This window comes from Halomonas sp. BC1, from assembly GCF_002078135.1.
Taxonomy (GTDB): Bacteria; Pseudomonadota; Gammaproteobacteria; order Pseudomonadales; family Halomonadaceae; genus Vreelandella; species Vreelandella stevensii.
On the sequence record NZ_LFGS01000005.1, the window covers coordinates 71,469 to 85,742 of the forward strand.

Annotated in this window: 11 protein-coding genes; 9 read left to right on the top strand and 2 right to left on the bottom strand. The window is 59.6% G+C overall.

Annotated elements, in window-relative coordinates; all coding sequences use genetic code 11:
* The coding region (locus B7L72_RS04920; RefSeq protein ID WP_176212838.1) for a L,D-transpeptidase family protein at positions 1 to 562 on the bottom strand (562 nt) is incomplete at its 3' end.
* Positions 563 to 659: 97 nt separating this feature from the next.
* Positions 660 to 4,109: a transcription-repair coupling factor gene (gene mfd, locus B7L72_RS04925; RefSeq protein WP_176212839.1), complete on the bottom strand. Its 3,450-nt coding sequence runs from the start codon at positions 4,107 to 4,109 to the stop codon at positions 660 to 662.
* 245 nt (positions 4,110 to 4,354) lie between these two features.
* Between mfd and B7L72_RS04930 the strand changes: the two genes are divergently transcribed.
* The 9 genes from B7L72_RS04930 (at position 4,355) to sthA (ending at position 13,950) form a co-directional block, all read left to right on the top strand.
* On the top strand, positions 4,355 to 5,818 hold the full coding sequence (locus tag B7L72_RS04930; RefSeq protein WP_081192923.1) for a glyceraldehyde-3-phosphate dehydrogenase: 1,464 nt from the start codon (positions 4,355 to 4,357) through the stop codon (positions 5,816 to 5,818).
* Between the two features lie 287 nt (positions 5,819 to 6,105).
* The gene (locus B7L72_RS04935) at positions 6,106 to 7,455 is read left to right on the top strand and encodes a Na(+)-translocating NADH-quinone reductase subunit A (RefSeq protein WP_081138942.1); all 1,350 of its coding nucleotides are present in this window, start codon (positions 6,106 to 6,108) and stop codon (positions 7,453 to 7,455) included.
* Complete coding sequence (locus tag B7L72_RS04940; protein WP_081192925.1) at positions 7,455 to 8,681, top strand: NADH:ubiquinone reductase (Na(+)-transporting) subunit B; 1,227 nt, start codon at positions 7,455 to 7,457, stop codon at positions 8,679 to 8,681. The genes B7L72_RS04935 and B7L72_RS04940 overlap by 1 nt, the downstream gene beginning before the upstream one ends.
* A complete protein-coding gene (locus B7L72_RS04945) occupies positions 8,681 to 9,496 on the top strand; it encodes a Na(+)-translocating NADH-quinone reductase subunit C (RefSeq protein WP_081192927.1) in 816 nt (271 codons plus the stop codon). Before B7L72_RS04940 ends, B7L72_RS04945 begins: the two co-directional genes overlap by 1 nt.
* Positions 9,497 to 9,498: 2 nt before the next feature.
* Positions 9,499 to 10,167 (top strand): NADH:ubiquinone reductase (Na(+)-transporting) subunit D, encoded by a 669-nt coding sequence (locus tag B7L72_RS04950; protein WP_081192929.1) that lies wholly within the window; start codon positions 9,499 to 9,501, stop codon positions 10,165 to 10,167.
* A gap of 1 nt (position 10,168) precedes the next feature.
* Positions 10,169 to 10,786 carry an NADH:ubiquinone reductase (Na(+)-transporting) subunit E gene (nqrE, locus tag B7L72_RS04955; RefSeq protein WP_039179812.1) on the top strand — a complete coding sequence of 206 codons (618 nt, stop codon included), beginning with the start codon at positions 10,169 to 10,171 and terminating at the stop codon, positions 10,784 to 10,786.
* 70 nt (positions 10,787 to 10,856) lie between these two features.
* Positions 10,857 to 12,089 carry an NADH:ubiquinone reductase (Na(+)-transporting) subunit F gene (gene nqrF / locus B7L72_RS04960; protein WP_081192931.1) on the top strand — a complete coding sequence of 411 codons (1,233 nt, stop codon included), beginning with the start codon at positions 10,857 to 10,859 and terminating at the stop codon, positions 12,087 to 12,089.
* Positions 12,090 to 12,270: 181 nt separating this feature from the next.
* On the top strand, positions 12,271 to 12,525 hold the full coding sequence (gene nqrM / locus B7L72_RS04965; RefSeq protein ID WP_081138950.1) for a (Na+)-NQR maturation NqrM: 255 nt from the start codon (positions 12,271 to 12,273) through the stop codon (positions 12,523 to 12,525).
* Between the two features lie 33 nt (positions 12,526 to 12,558).
* Positions 12,559 to 13,950, top strand: a complete 1,392-nt coding sequence (gene sthA, locus B7L72_RS04970; RefSeq protein WP_016914076.1) for a Si-specific NAD(P)(+) transhydrogenase — start codon at positions 12,559 to 12,561, stop codon at positions 13,948 to 13,950.
* Positions 13,951 to 14,274 lie beyond the last annotated feature (324 nt).

Here is a 14,274-nt window from a genome sequence, read left to right on the forward strand (position 1 = left end):
AGGCGGGTGGTGCCCAGGCGGGGTCCTTGACCTTGACGGTGGTGCGGGTAATGCCGACCGGGGTGGCGAAACCGTCACGACCGACGCTGACCGGGTAGGTCTCTACGATGCCGGGGTTGTTGGCCGGATAGTAGTACAGGCGCAGTTCCGACAGGTTCACCACCACTCCTTCACGCGGCGCGGGGGGCAGGATGTACTGGGCGGGAATGACGATTTCCGTGCCTTCGCCGGGTACCCACATGCTGACGCCAGGGTTCGCCATACGGATCTCTTCGTAGCCGATGTTGTGGCGACGAGCGATGTCGATCAGGGTGTCTTCGGGGTTGTCCACCGTTACCGTGTAGTACTCACCGATGATGTCACCCTGCTCGGGCAGGCGAAAATGCCCGCGTGGCAGTTCCTGGCGTGCCTCGGCGACCTGTTCGGCACCGGCAGTGGCTTCACTGCTGACCGCAGCCTGCTCTGAAGCAGGCTGGGCATAAGCAGGGCCGGTCAAGCTGGCGGCCAGCAGGACCGCCAGACTGGTGGGGCCCCAACGGTTGATGATCTTGCGAGTCTTCATGGTCGTTCCTAATCAAGTATGCACTGCAGAGACGCCTGGCGGTGGTTGGCCATGCGTTGGCAGGGTTGTCTGCTTAATGACAAGTTTGCCCCAAGGTTCACGCCTTCGCTACTTTTTGATTAAGGGTGTTTAACAGTGTTTCAACCTTCTCAAAGCGTTGTTCGGCGGTTTCCATCGTAAATTCAAATCGTAAGGTATCGGAGCCGTCCAGGCGGTAGTGCTGCGGGGAGGTCTGGATCAGCGTCACCAGGGTCAATGGGTCGACCTGGGTAGAGCCGTCGAACAGCACTCGACCCCGGGATTCACCGGCCTCGATGCGAGCAATGCCGAGCTGTTCGGCGCGCTGGCGCAGCCGCGTCTGGCGAATCAGGTTCTTCAACGGCTGGGGCAGTAGGCCGAAACGGTCGATCAGCTCCACCTGCAGCTCTTTGAGTTCACCATCCGATTGGGTATTGGCAATACGCTTGTACATCACCAGGCGCTGCTGCACGTCGTGCAGATAGTCGTCGGGGATCAGCGCGGGTAAGTTGAGGCTGATTTCCACGCCGGTGTTGAAGGGGGCGTCGATGTTGGGCGTCTTGCCTGCCCGAATGGCCTTCACGGCGCGGTCGAGCATCTCCATATAGAGTGAGTAGCCGATGGTTTCCATCTGGCCGCTCTGCTCGTCGCCCAGCAGCTCCCCGGCACCGCGAATTTCCATGTCGTGGCTGGCCAGGGTAAAGCCCGCGCCCAGGTCGTCGGAGGCGCTGATGGCTTCCAGGCGTTTGACGGCATCCCGGGTCATTGCCTTCGGCGAAGGCGTGAGCAGATAGGCGTAGGCCTGGTGGTGGCTGCGGCCCACGCGCCCCCGCAGCTGGTGCAGCTGGGCCAGGCCGAACTTGTCGGCACGCTCGATCAGAATGGTGTTGGCGCTCGGCACGTCGATGCCGGTTTCGATGATGGTCGAACACACCAGCACGTTGAAGCGCCGATGATAAAAGTCGGACATCACGCGTTCCAGGCTACGCTCTGGCAGCTGGCCGTGGGCCACCGCCACTCGCGCTTCCGGCACCAGCTCGCGAATCTGTTCGGCGGCGTTTTCGATGGTCTTGACTTCGTTGTGCAGGAAGTAGACTTGGCCGCCGCGCAGAATTTCCCGCAGCAGGGCCTCCTTGATCACGCTGTCGTCGCGCTGCTGGACGAAGGTTTTGACCGATAGGCGCCGGGCGGGTGGCGTCGCGATGATGGAGAGGTCGCGAATGCCGCTCATCGCCATGTTCAGCGTTCTCGGGATGGGCGTGGCGGTCAGCGTGAGAATGTCGATCTCGGCCCGCAGGGTCTTGAGCTTCTCCTTCTGGGCGACGCCAAAACGGTGCTCCTCATCGATGATCAGTAGCCCCATTTTGGGCAGCTCGACGCTCTTGGACAGCAGTTTGTGGGTGCCGATGACGATATCGGCCTGCCCGCTCTTGATACTTTCCAGTGTCTGCGTCATCTCTTTGCCGCCGGTAAAGCGCGAGATCAGGCTGATGTTCACCGCGGTGTCGGCAAAGCGGTCACGAAAGTTTTCGAAATGCTGGCGTGCCAGCAGGGTAGTGGGCACCAGGACCACCACCTGCCTGCCCGACTGAACGGCCAGGAACGCTGCGCGCATGGCGACTTCGGTCTTGCCGAAGCCCACGTCGCCGCACACCACGCGGTCCATGGGCTGGGGCGATACCATGTCGCTGATCACCGCTTCGATGGCGGCCTGTTGGTCGGGAGTCTCCTCGAAGGGGAAGCTGGCCGCGAAGCGCGCGTACTCCTCGCCGGGGGCTTCGTAGACCACCCCTTGCTGGGCCTCGCGCCGGGCGTAAATGTCGAGCAGTTCGGCGGCGGTATCGCGAATCTTCTCGGCGGCCTTGCGGCGGGCCTTCTCCCATTGGTCGGAGCCCAGTTTGTGCAGCGGTGCCAGCTCGTCGTCGGCACCGCTATAGCGAGAAATCAGGTGCAGGCTGTCCACCGGCACGTACAGCTTGGCGCCATCGGCATAGGAGAGCGCCAGAAACTCGTTGGCCTGGCCCCCGGCTTCCAGGGTTTCCAGGCCCAGATAGCGGCCCACCCCGTGGGCCTGGTGGACCACCGGCGCCCCCTCGCGGAGTTCCGACAGATGACGCACGGCCAGTTCGTTGTCATCGGTGGCTTTCTCGCGGCGGCGGCTCTGTCGTACTACGTCGCCGAACAGCTCGGTTTCGCTGATCACCGCCAGGTCGGGCGTTTCCAGCCACAGGCCGCTGGCCACCAGGCTTTCGGTGATGGCCAGCGGCTGGTCACCTTTCAGGAAGGCGTGGAAGTTCTCCACGCGGGGTAGCGAGAGCTTGAGCGGCGCCAGCACTTCCTCCAGTGCTTCTCGGCGACCACGAGATTCCGCCACGAACAGCAGGCGCGTACCGGGTTGCGCCGCCATGAAGCTTGCCAGCTCGGCCAGCGGCTGTTTGGCTCGCGCATTGATGGCCAGCGAGGGCAGGGCACGGGCCTGGGGTGCCAGCGCATGGCGCTGCTGCTCGTCCTCGGTGAACTCCACTCTGGGCCGTGCCTTGATGGCGGCAAACACGTCGCTGACCGGAAAGAACGCACGATGGGGCGGCAGTAGGGGGCGTGTCGGGTCGACGCCCAGATTGACGTAGCGCGCTTCGATGGCCTGCCAGTGCTGTTCGGCGGCAGCGAAGACGCCCGGCAGCAGGGCGATCCGAGTGTCGTCTGTCACGTGGTCGAACAGCGAGGCGGTTTCGTCGAAGAACAGAGGCAGGTACTGCTCCAGTCCCGGTGAAGGAATGGCCTTCAGGGCGTCGTTGTAGAGTGGGCACTGGCGCGGGTCGACGTCGAACAGGGTCTCGAACTGCTCGCGGAAGCAGGCAATAGCGCTGCGGCTCAGCGAGTACTCGTGGGCGGGCAGCAGTTCGATGCCGTCGATTTTGCCGGTAGAGCGCTGGCTGCCCGGGTCGAAGTGGCGCAGGGTGTCGATCTCGTCATCGAACAGGTCGATACGAATCGGCTCGTCCATGCCCATGGCGAACAGGTCGATGATAGCCCCGCGCATGGCGTATTCGCCCGGCTCGTAGACCGTTTCCACCGCGCGATAGCCCGCCCGTGAAAGCGATTCGCGGAAGCTCTCCCGGTCGAGCCTGGCGCCGGACTGCAAGGTCATGACGCGGCCTGCAATGTAGGACACCGGTGGCAGACGCTGCATCAGTGTATTGATGGGAACCAGCACGATGCCGCGCGCGCCGTCCTGTAGCTGCCTCAGCGTGCGCAGGCGGGCGGAGATAATATCCTGGTGCGGTGAAAAACTGTCGTAAGGCAGCGTTTCCCAGTCGGGGAGCGGCAGGACCGGCACGCTGCTGTAAAAAGCCAGGTCCTGCTCCAAGCGTTGAGCGCTGGCAGTATTGGGGGTGATCACCAGTAACGGGGCTTTGGTGGCTACCTGGGCCAGTGCCAGCGCGGTGGCGCTGCCCGGCGGCGCTTTCAGGTAGAGCGTATCGCGTATCCCTTGCGGCTGAGGCGGTTCGAGCAGAGAAAAAGAGGTCATGGAGTCGGCTTCGTTTTGCGCTGGAACGGAACCAGAATCATACACGAACGACACTTTTACGCAGCGCCTTTTGGCCCGTGGGCCGGGCGGGGTCGTCATCGCGCGTTGCATCATGGGTGTTTGTAGTCAATGCCCTATTTCTGTAATACCCCTACATCCTGTGCGACTATCCATTCATTGCGGCCACGCCGCTGGCTCCGGATAATGCCCCCTGAAAATCCCCTTCACTACCTATGAGGCCGCCCGTGAGTCAGCAAACTCTCGACAACGTTTTCCAGGATTGGCAGAGCAACGAAGCTCTGGCTGAGCAAATGATCCCGCTGGTCGGGAAGCTGTATCGCCAGAACAACGTTGTCGCCACCATGTTCGGACGTTCTCTGATCAAGCGGTCGGTGATTCGGATTCTTAAAGACCATCGTTTCGTGCGCAAGATCGAGGGCACCGAGCTGTCCGTGGAAGATACCTTCCCAATCGTCGAGGCCATGAGCGAGATGAACCTGGGGCCGGCCCACGTCGATGTAGGCAAGCTGGCGGTGATGTTCAAGCGCCAAGGCGGCGGTGACCTGAACGCCTTCCTGCGCGGTGAGCTGAGCGATATCATCGATGGCTACCAGCCCGGTGCCAGTACCGGCGAGCCCCAGGACGTGGTGCTTTACGGGTTTGGCCGTATCGGTCGCCTGCTGGCCCGTATCATGGTCGAAAAAGCCGGTGGCGGCAACCTGCTGCGTTTGCGTGCCATCGTGGTGCGTGGCCGTGGCGACGTGGGCAAGGACCTCGAGAAGCGCGCCAGCCTGCTGCGTCGTGATTCTGTCCATGGGCCCTTCGATGGCACCATCACGGTAGACGCCGAAGCGCGTACGCTGACCATCAACGGTAACGTGGTTCAGGTGATCTACGCCGATTCGCCCAGCGAGATCGACTATACCGCTTACGGTATCCATGACGCCGTGGTGGTGGACAACACCGGTATCTGGCGTGACGAAGCGGGCCTGGGCCAGCACCTGGAGTGCAAGGGCGCAGCCAAGGCGCTGCTCACGGCGCCGGGCAAAGGCGATATCAAGAACGTCGTGTTTGGCATCAACCACGAAACCATCGGCGAAAGCGACCGCATCGTATCGGCGGCGTCGTGCACTACCAACGCCATCGTGCCGGTGCTGAAAGTGCTCAACGATGAGTTCGGTGTGGTGACCGGCCATGTGGAAACCGTGCATGCCTACACCAATGACCAGAACCTGATCGACAACTACCATAAGGGTGACCGTCGCGGACGCAGCGCTGCCCTGAACATGGTATTGACCGAGACCGGTGCAGCCAAGGCCGTCGCCAAGGCGCTGCCCGAGCTGGAAGGCAAGCTGACCGGCAATGCCATCCGTGTGCCTACGCCCAACGTCTCCATGGCAATTCTGAACCTGACCCTGGAGAAGGGTACCGATGCGGTGGCGCTTAACGACTACCTGCGTCGCATGTCCATCGATTCGTCCTATCAGAAGCAGATCGACTTCGTCGACTCTGCGGAGGTGGTCTCGTCGGATTTCGTCGGTAACCGTCATGCCGGTATCGTGGACGCCAAGGCGACCATCGCCAACGGCACCCATGCCGTGGTCTACGTTTGGTACGACAACGAATTCGGCTACAGCTGCCAGGTCATCCGCATTCTTCAGCATATGTCCAACGTGCAGTTCCTGAAACTGCCGCGTCAGGCCAGCTGAGCGATCGGGGAGGGTGTTCGACTAATGCAGCATTATTAGATGAAACACCATGCCTTTCAAGCGCCACCTTCGGGTGGCGTTTTTGTATATAGCACTTTCGGAGGCGGTCAGGGATGTGGTCATTGGCCGCGCTTATCTTTATAATACGATGGATTTTTTCGGGGTGGTTCAAGCTTGCTTGGGCCGGACTGGTAACAATCTGAACAGAAAACAAGAATTCGCTGAGCAGAAATTAAGCAATCGAACCCCTTACCTTCGTATATCCGATCCATCAACTGGGCGAGACTATGATCGAAGTCAAAAAAGGCCTGGATCTCCCCATCACGGGAGCGCCTGAGCAGCGTATTGAAGATGCGCAGCTTGTGCGCCATGTGGCAATCCTGGGCACCGACTACGTTGGCATGAAGCCAACGATGGAAGTTCAGGCAGGGGATAAGGTCAAACTAGGCCAGCTGCTCTTCACCGACAAGAAAGTCGACGGCGTGCGCTTCACCGCACCCGCCGCTGGTGAAGTGGTCGCTATCAACCGTGGCGAAAAACGTCGTTTGCTGTCTGTGGTCATAAAAGTCGATGAAAATGAAGAAGCGATGACATTCGCTTCTCATGATCGTGGTACTTTAGGACAGCTGGATCGTCAGACCGTTGTCGACCAACTGGTCGAGTCGGGTCTCTGGACTGCCTTGCGCACCCGTCCCTTCTCGCGCACGCCTGCCATCGACAGCGTTCCTGCCGATATCTTTGTCACCGCCGTGGATACTCATCCGCTCAGCGCTGACCCGGCACTCATCATCAATGAGAACTCCCAGGCATTCGAAGACGGCCTCAAGGTGCTAACCCGCCTGACCGAGGGCAACGTTTTTCTGTGCACGGGTGCCAACGCATCACTGCCCGGTAGCGATGTCAGCGGCGTCAAGACCGAAAGCTTTGCCGGGCCGCACCCTGCGGGTCTGGTCGGCACGCACATTCACTACCTGTCGCCTGTCGCGCTGCACAAGAAAGTGTGGCACATCGGTTATCAGGACGTGATCGCGTTCGGCAAACTGTTCGTGGAAGGCAAGCTGGACGTCTCCCGCATCGTCGCGGTGGGCGGCCCACGCGCTGAGAAACCTCGTCTGCTGCGCACCCGTGTGGGCGCCAGTACCCAGGAACTCCTGGCAGGCGAAGTGATTCAGCCCGAGGACACTCGCGTCATCTCCGGTTCGGTATTTTCAGGCTTTGCCGCCGAGGGCAATATCACTTATCTGGGTCGCTTCCATAATCAGATCAGCTTGTTGGAAGAGGGTAACAAGCGCACCTTCATGGGATGGCTCTCGCTGGGTGCGAACCGTCACTCCATCATGGGCATCTATCTGTCCAGGTTCAAAGGCCTGAGCAACTACGCGCCGACCACTTCCACCAATGGCTCCGAGCGTGCCATGGTGCCGGTGGGCAACTACGAGCGCGTCATGCCGTTGGATATCATGCCGACGCAGCTGCTGCGTTCGCTGATTGTGGGCGACATTGAGGTTGCCATGCAGCTCGGGTGTCTGGAGCTGGACGAAGAGGACCTGGCGCTGTGTACCTATGTTTGCCCCGGCAAATACGAGTACGGCCCCATCCTGCGTGACAATCTCACCATGATCGAGAAAGAGGCCTGATGATGGGTATTCGACAAACACTCGATAATCTCGAGCCGCATTTCCACAAGGGTGGCAAGTACGAGAAGTTCTATCCGCTGTACGAAGCGGTAGACACCATCTTCTACACCCCCCCGAGTGTCGCCAAGACCACTGCCCACGTTCGTGACGGCGTCGACCTGAAACGCATCATGATCACCGTGTGGATGTGTACTTTCCCGGCCATGTTCTTCGGTATGTGGAGCGCTGGCTGGCAAGCCAATACCGCCATCGAAGCAGGCTATGCTTCCATGGGCGGCTGGCGCGAAGCGATCATGATGACCCTGGCGGGTGGCCATGATCCGGGTAGTCTGTGGGCCAACTTTGTCCTCGGTGCCACCTACTTCCTGCCCATCTATCTGGTGACCTTCGCGGTCGGCGGTTTCTGGGAAGTCCTGTTCGCGGTCAAGCGTGGCCACGAAGTCAACGAAGGCTTCTTCGTCACTTCCGTACTGTTCGCACTGATCCTCCCGGCGACCATCCCGCTCTGGCAGGTGGCCCTGGGTATCACCTTCGGTGTGGTGATCGGCAAGGAAATCTTCGGCGGTACTGGCAAGAACTTCCTGAACCCCGCGTTGACTGGTCGTGCCTTCCTCTACTTTGCTTACCCGGCGCAGATTTCCGGCGACGCAGTATGGGTGGCCGCCGATGGCTACTCGGGAGCCACCGCGCTTTCTGTGGCCTTCCAGGACGGTATGACGGCATTGACCAACTCCCTTAGCTGGTGGGACGCATTCCTGGGCTTTATGCCCGGCTCGGTAGGTGAGGTCTCGGCGCTGGCCATCTTTATCGGTGGTGCGGTATTACTGTGGACCGGTGTTGCATCGTGGCGAATCATGCTTGGGGTGTTCCTGGGTATGGTAGTGACCAGCACACTGTTCAACCTGATTGGCTCCGAGACTAACCCGATGTTCGCCATGCCGTGGTACTGGCACCTTGTGATTGGCGGCTTCGCGTTTGGTATGGTGTTTATGGCAACGGACCCTGTGTCTGCTTCCATGACCAACCAGGGGCGTTTGGTGTTTGGCGCGCTAATCGGTGTGATGACGGTGCTGATCCGCGTGGTGAACCCGGCATTCCCGGAAGGCATCATGCTGGCCATCCTGTTTGCCAACCTGTTCGCACCGCTGATTGACCACATGTTCGTCCAGGCCAATGTCAAGCGCCGTCTCAAGCGTACTGGCACACCGGCCGAGGAGACTGCCTAATGGCACAAGGTAACAACTCCATCAAGAAAGTACTGATCGTAGCGTTTTCGCTGTGCATCGTGTGCTCGGTCATCGTTTCGACGGCGGCCGTGGCACTGCGCCCTGCGCAGCAGCTCAATCAGGAACTCGACCGTAAGACCAATATCCTGCGCGTTGCCAATCTTTACGAAAGGGGCATGGACGTCGAAGCCGCTTTCCGTGAAGTAACACCACGCGTGGTCAACCTCGAAACGGGCGAGTACTCGGATCAGCACGATCCCGAGACCTTCGACGGCTTCGAAGCTCGTCGTGATCCGGCGGCCTCGCGCACTCTGTCAGGTCAGCGTGACCCGGCAGGCTTGTCGCGGGTCGAAAATTACGCCACCGTTTACCTGGTGGGCGACCCGGACAGCCCCGAGCAGATCATTCTGCCCATCCGTGGCCAGGGCCTGTGGGGCCTGATGCGCGGCTTCCTGTCGGTCGAAGGTGACGGTAATACCATCGTCGGTATCACCTACTTCGAGCACAGTGAAACGCCAGGGCTGGGTGCCGAGGTCAACAACCCCCGTTGGCAGGCTCAGTGGGAAGGCAAGCAGATCTTCGACGAAGAGGGTGATATGGTACCGGCTATCCGTGTCGTGAAGGGTAGTGGTAGCGGTGACCATGAAGTCGACGGCCTGTCGGGTGCCACCCTGACCGCTAACGGTGTTAACAACATGCTGCAGTTCTGGCTGAGCCCGGAAGGCTTCGGTGAATACCTGGCCAAGTTCCGCAGCGGCGTTGACCAGGAAGACGTTCAGGACGCTGACGTCGAACTCGAAGCGGAAGGAGCTTGATCATGGCGGACGTAAATGCAAAAAGCGTCTTGACGGCGCCGATCTTCAAGAATAACCCGATTGCCCTGCAGATCCTCGGTATCTGTTCTGCGCTGGCGGTGACCACCAGCATGAGCGTATCGCTGGTCATGGCCCTGGCGGTAATCTTCGTAACGGCTTTCTCGAACCTGTTCGTATCGTTGATTCGGAACCACATTCCGTCCTCGATCCGTATCATCGTTCAGATGACGATCATCGCCTCGTTGGTTATCGTGGTCGATCAGATTCTGAAAGCCTACGCCTACGAAATGTCCAAGCAGCTGTCGGTCTTCGTCGGTCTGATCATCACCAACTGTATCGTCATGGGACGTGCAGAAGGTTTTGCCATGACCAACTCTCCCGGCATGTCCTTCCTGGACGGTATCGGTAACGGCCTGGGCTACGGTTTCGTTCTGATGGTCGTTGGCTTCTTCCGTGAACTGCTGGGTGCGGGCAGCATCTTTGGCTTCACCGTACTGCCCACCGTGCAAAACGGCGGCTGGTACGTGCCGAACGGTCTGCTGCTGTTGCCGCCGTCTGCCTTCTTCATCATCGGTCTGTTGATCTGGGCAATTCGTGCCTACAACCCCGAGCAGGTAGAAGAGAACGAGTTCAAGATGAAGCACAACACCAAGCCGAAGGAGGCTGTGTAACATGGAACACTATCTAAGCCTTTTCGTTGCTTCGGTTTTCGTCGAGAACCTGGCGCTGGCTTTCTTCCTCGGTATGTGTACCTTCCTGGCGGTTTCCAAGAAGGTCTCGGCGGCATTCGGTCTGGGCATCGCGGTCATCGTGGTACTGACCATTGCCGTACCGGTGAACAACCTGGTATTCAACCTGCTGCTGGCAGAGGGCGCACTGACCTGGACGGGTATCAGCGGTGCAGAGAACATCGATCTCTCGTTCCTTGGCCTGCTGAGCTACATCGGTGTTATTGCTGCGCTGGTGCAGATCCTGGAGATGTTCCTGGATAAATACGTACCTGCGCTGTACAACGCGCTGGGCGTATTCCTGCCGCTGATCACCGTAAACTGCGCCATTCTTGGTGGCGTACTGTTCATGGTGGAGCGTAACTACAACTTCGGCGAATCCGTCATGTACGGCTTCGGTTCGGGAGTAGGCTGGGCGCTGGCCATTACCGCGCTGGCCGGTATCCGCGAGAAGCTGAAGTATAGCGACGTGCCTGGCGGCCTGCAGGGTCTGGGCATCACGTTCATCACCGTTGGCTTGATGTCACTGGGCTTCATGTCCTTCTCGGGCATCCAGCTGTAATCGGAGCCGGTTTTCTCGGCAGCCCCTGGGCTGCCGAGGTATAGAAAACCTTCAGCAATAGGAAACCGACATGGTTGATACATCTGTCATCTTGCTCGGTGTTGTCATGTTCACGATCATCGTCATCAGCTTGACGGCGATCATTCTGGCAGCGCGAAGCAAGCTAGTGAGTAGCGGGGACGTGACGATCGAAGTCAACGGCGACCCCGAGCACACCCTGAGAACCCAGGCTGGCGGCAAGCTGCTGAACACCCTGGCGGCCAACGGCATCTTCCTGTCGTCTGCCTGTGGTGGCGGCGGTTCTTGCGCCCAGTGTAAATGCCGAGTGGAAGAGGGCGGCGGCTCGATCCTGCCCACCGAAGAATCTCACTTCACCATGCGTGAGAAGAAAGAGGGCTGGCGTCTTTCCTGTCAGGTACCTGTGAAGCAGGACATGAAAGTGGAAGTGCCGGAAGAAGTCTTCGGCGTGAAGAAGTGGGAAACCGAAGTCACCGCCAACCCCAACGTGGCGACCTTCATCAAGGAGCTGAACCTGAAGCTGCCCGAAGGTGAAGAAGTGGCCTTCCGTGCGGGTGGTTACGTGCAGCTGGTGGCACCGCCTTACGATATCAAGTTCTCCGATTTCGACATCGAAGAAGAGTATCGTGGCGACTGGGAAAAATTCGGCCTGTTCGATATTACCCACAAGAACAACGAGGAAGTCATCCGCGCCTACTCCATGGCGAACTATCCGGAAGAGAAAGGCCTCCTCAAGTTCAACATCCGTATCGCCACGCCGCCTCCGGGCAGCAGCCATCCGCCTGGCCTGATGTCTACCTACGTCTTCAACCTGAAGCCGGGTGACAAGGTAACGGTCATGGGTCCGTTTGGTGAGTTCTTCGCCAAGGACACCGACGCGGAAATGGTCTTCATCGGTGGTGGTGCCGGTATGGCCCCGATGCGTAGCCATATCTTCGACCAGCTCAAGCGACTGAAGTCGGACCGCAAGATTTCGTTCTGGTACGGTGCGCGCTCCTGGCGCGAGACCTTCTACAACGAAGAGTTCGACCAGTTGGCCGAAGAGTTCCCGAACTTCGAGTGGCATCTGGCGCTGTCCGATCCGCAGCCGGAAGATAACTGGGAAGGCCCGACGGGCTTCATCCACAACGTGCTGTACGAAAACTATCTGAAGGACCACCCGGCGCCTGAAGATTGCGAGTACTACATGTGTGGGCCGCCCATGATGAACGCTTCCGTCATCAAGCTGCTGCTTGATATGGGAGTCGAGCCGGAAAACATCCTGTTGGATGACTTCGGCGGCTAAGGTAGCGCAGACGCGCTCCACAACGGGGCTGACCTTCGGGTCAGCCCCGTTGGCGTTTATGCCTGATCATTTTGTGTTGGCTGAGGTACAATAGGGCCAACTTTCAAGGCACTTATTGGCCCAACCGTGGTCGGCAGGTGTGATCATTCAACGATACTAGCAACACTGCTGGGAGAACATCATGGCAATCTGGCTACTGGTATTTGGCTTCATGGCGCTGGTAATGACCGCAATGGCGGTGGGCGTATTGATGGGACGCAAGCCCATTGCAGGCTCCTGTGGCGGGCTCAACCAGCTCGGTTTGAAGGACGGCTGTGATATCTGCGGCGGCAAGGACGAAGTATGCGAGGAAGAGAACCGTAAGCGTAGCAGTGCGCGCCGTCGCAGCGACGAGAGCCGCGGTGCCGACCTGGGCTACGATGCCACGCGTCGCTAAGCTCCCGTTTATTTTCAAGGAGAACGAAACCCTATGGCGGTTCACAATTATGATGTCGTGGTAATCGGTACTGGCCCGGCTGGCGAGAGCGCTGCCATCAACGCAGCCAAGCATGGCATGCGCGTGGCCATCATCGAAAAGCAAGCGCAGGTAGGGGGTAACTGTACCCACTGGGGCACGATTCCTTCCAAGGCGTTGCGCCATCAGGTCAAGCAGATCATGGCCTTCAACACCAACCGCATGTTCCGCGACATCGGTGAACCCCGCTGGTTCTCGTTTCCCAAAGTGATGGAGCGCTCTCGCGGCACCATCGACAAACAGGTCGAAATGCGCACCACCTTCTATGCGCGTAACCGCATCGACCTGTTCCATGGCGTTGCCCGCTTCAAGGACGAACACACCGTGGTGGTGCGTGACCGCCAGGAAGGCATGGAAGAGCTGGTGGCCAAGAAGATCGTCATTGCCACGGGCTCCCGGCCTTACCGCCCGGCAGACATCAACTTCCGCCACCCGCGCATCTACTGCTCGGATACCATTCTCAGCCTGTCGCATACGCCGCGCACCCTGGTGATTTTTGGTGCCGGGGTCATCGGCTGTGAATACGCCTCGATCTTTTCCGGCCTGGGCGTCAAGGTGGACTTGATCAACAACCGCGATAGCCTGCTATCGTTCCTGGACGACGAGATCAGCGATGCGCTGTCGTATCATCTGCGCAAGCACGGCGTGCTGATTCGTCACAACGAAGAGTACGCCAGTGTCGAAGGCGACGAAGCCGGCGTAGTGGTGCGCCTCAAATCCGGCAAGAAAATCCGCGCCGATGCCTTCCTGTGGGCCAACGGCCGCACCGGCAACACCGACAGCCTGGGGCTCGAGAACATCGGCCTGGAGGCCAATGGCCGCGGCCAGCTGAGCGTGGATGAACACTACCGCACGGGGATTCCGCATATCTATGCCGCTGGCGACGTGATTGGTTGGCCAAGTCTGGCCAGTGCCGCCTACGATCAGGGGCTCAACTCGTGCAACGAGCTGCTGGAGAAGGAGTACCGTTTCGTCAGCGACGTGCCGACCGGTATCTATACCATTCCCGAAATCAGCTCCTTTGGCCCCAACGAGCGCGAGCTGACCGAAGCGAAAGTGCCTTACGAAGTCGGCAAGGCGTTTTTCAAGGATACCGCCCGTGCCCAGATCACCGGCGATACGGTCGGCATGCTGAAGATCCTGTTCCACCAGGACACCCTGGAAATTCTCGGCATCCACTGCTTTGGCGACCAGGCATCGGAGATCCTGCACATCGGCATGGCCATCATGCAGCAGGAGGGCAAGGCCAATACGCTCAAGTACTTCGTCAACACCACCTTCAATTACCCCACCATGGCAGAAGCCTACCGAGTGGCGGCGCAAAATGGTCTGAACCGGGTGTTCTAAGCGGTCAGGGCGGGCCTTCCTGCAAAGGTTGGCCCCGCCGATCAGCTTCGGTGGGAGGCCGCTTTAGCGGGCGAATGGCGCCGTCAGACGCCTCGGCCAGGCCCCCATCGCGAGCTGAAGCTCCCTCCCACGGGTGCATTTCAGGCTTCACGCTTCCGTGGGAGGCCGCTTTAGCGGGCGAATGGCGCCGTCAGGCGCCTCGGTCAGGCCACTATCGCGAGCTAAAGCTCCCTCCCACAAGTGCATTTCAGGCTTCACGCTTCTGTGGGAGGCCGCTTTAGCGGGCGAATGGCGCCGTCAGGCGCCCTGGCCAAGCCACTGTCG

Bases quoted from the DNA above. Each gene is read 5' to 3' on its own strand.
- B7L72_RS04935 (WP_081138942.1), top strand. From the start codon at position 6,106: ATGATCGAAGTCAAAAAAGGCCTGGATCTCCCCATCACGGGAGCGCCT.
- B7L72_RS04940 (WP_081192925.1), top strand. From the start codon at position 7,455: ATGATGGGTATTCGACAAACACTCGATAATCTCGAGCCGCATTTCCAC.
- nqrE (WP_039179812.1), top strand. From the start codon at position 10,169: ATGGAACACTATCTAAGCCTTTTCGTTGCTTCGGTTTTCGTCGAGAAC.
- B7L72_RS04950 (WP_081192929.1), top strand. From the start codon at position 9,499: ATGGCGGACGTAAATGCAAAAAGCGTCTTGACGGCGCCGATCTTCAAG.
- nqrM (WP_081138950.1), top strand. From the start codon at position 12,271: ATGGCAATCTGGCTACTGGTATTTGGCTTCATGGCGCTGGTAATGACC.
- mfd (WP_176212839.1), bottom strand. From the start codon at position 4,109: ATGACCTCTTTTTCTCTGCTCGAACCGCCTCAGCCGCAAGGGATACGC.
- sthA (WP_016914076.1), top strand. From the start codon at position 12,559: ATGGCGGTTCACAATTATGATGTCGTGGTAATCGGTACTGGCCCGGCT.
- B7L72_RS04945 (WP_081192927.1), top strand. From the start codon at position 8,681: ATGGCACAAGGTAACAACTCCATCAAGAAAGTACTGATCGTAGCGTTT.
- nqrF (WP_081192931.1), top strand. From the start codon at position 10,857: ATGGTTGATACATCTGTCATCTTGCTCGGTGTTGTCATGTTCACGATC.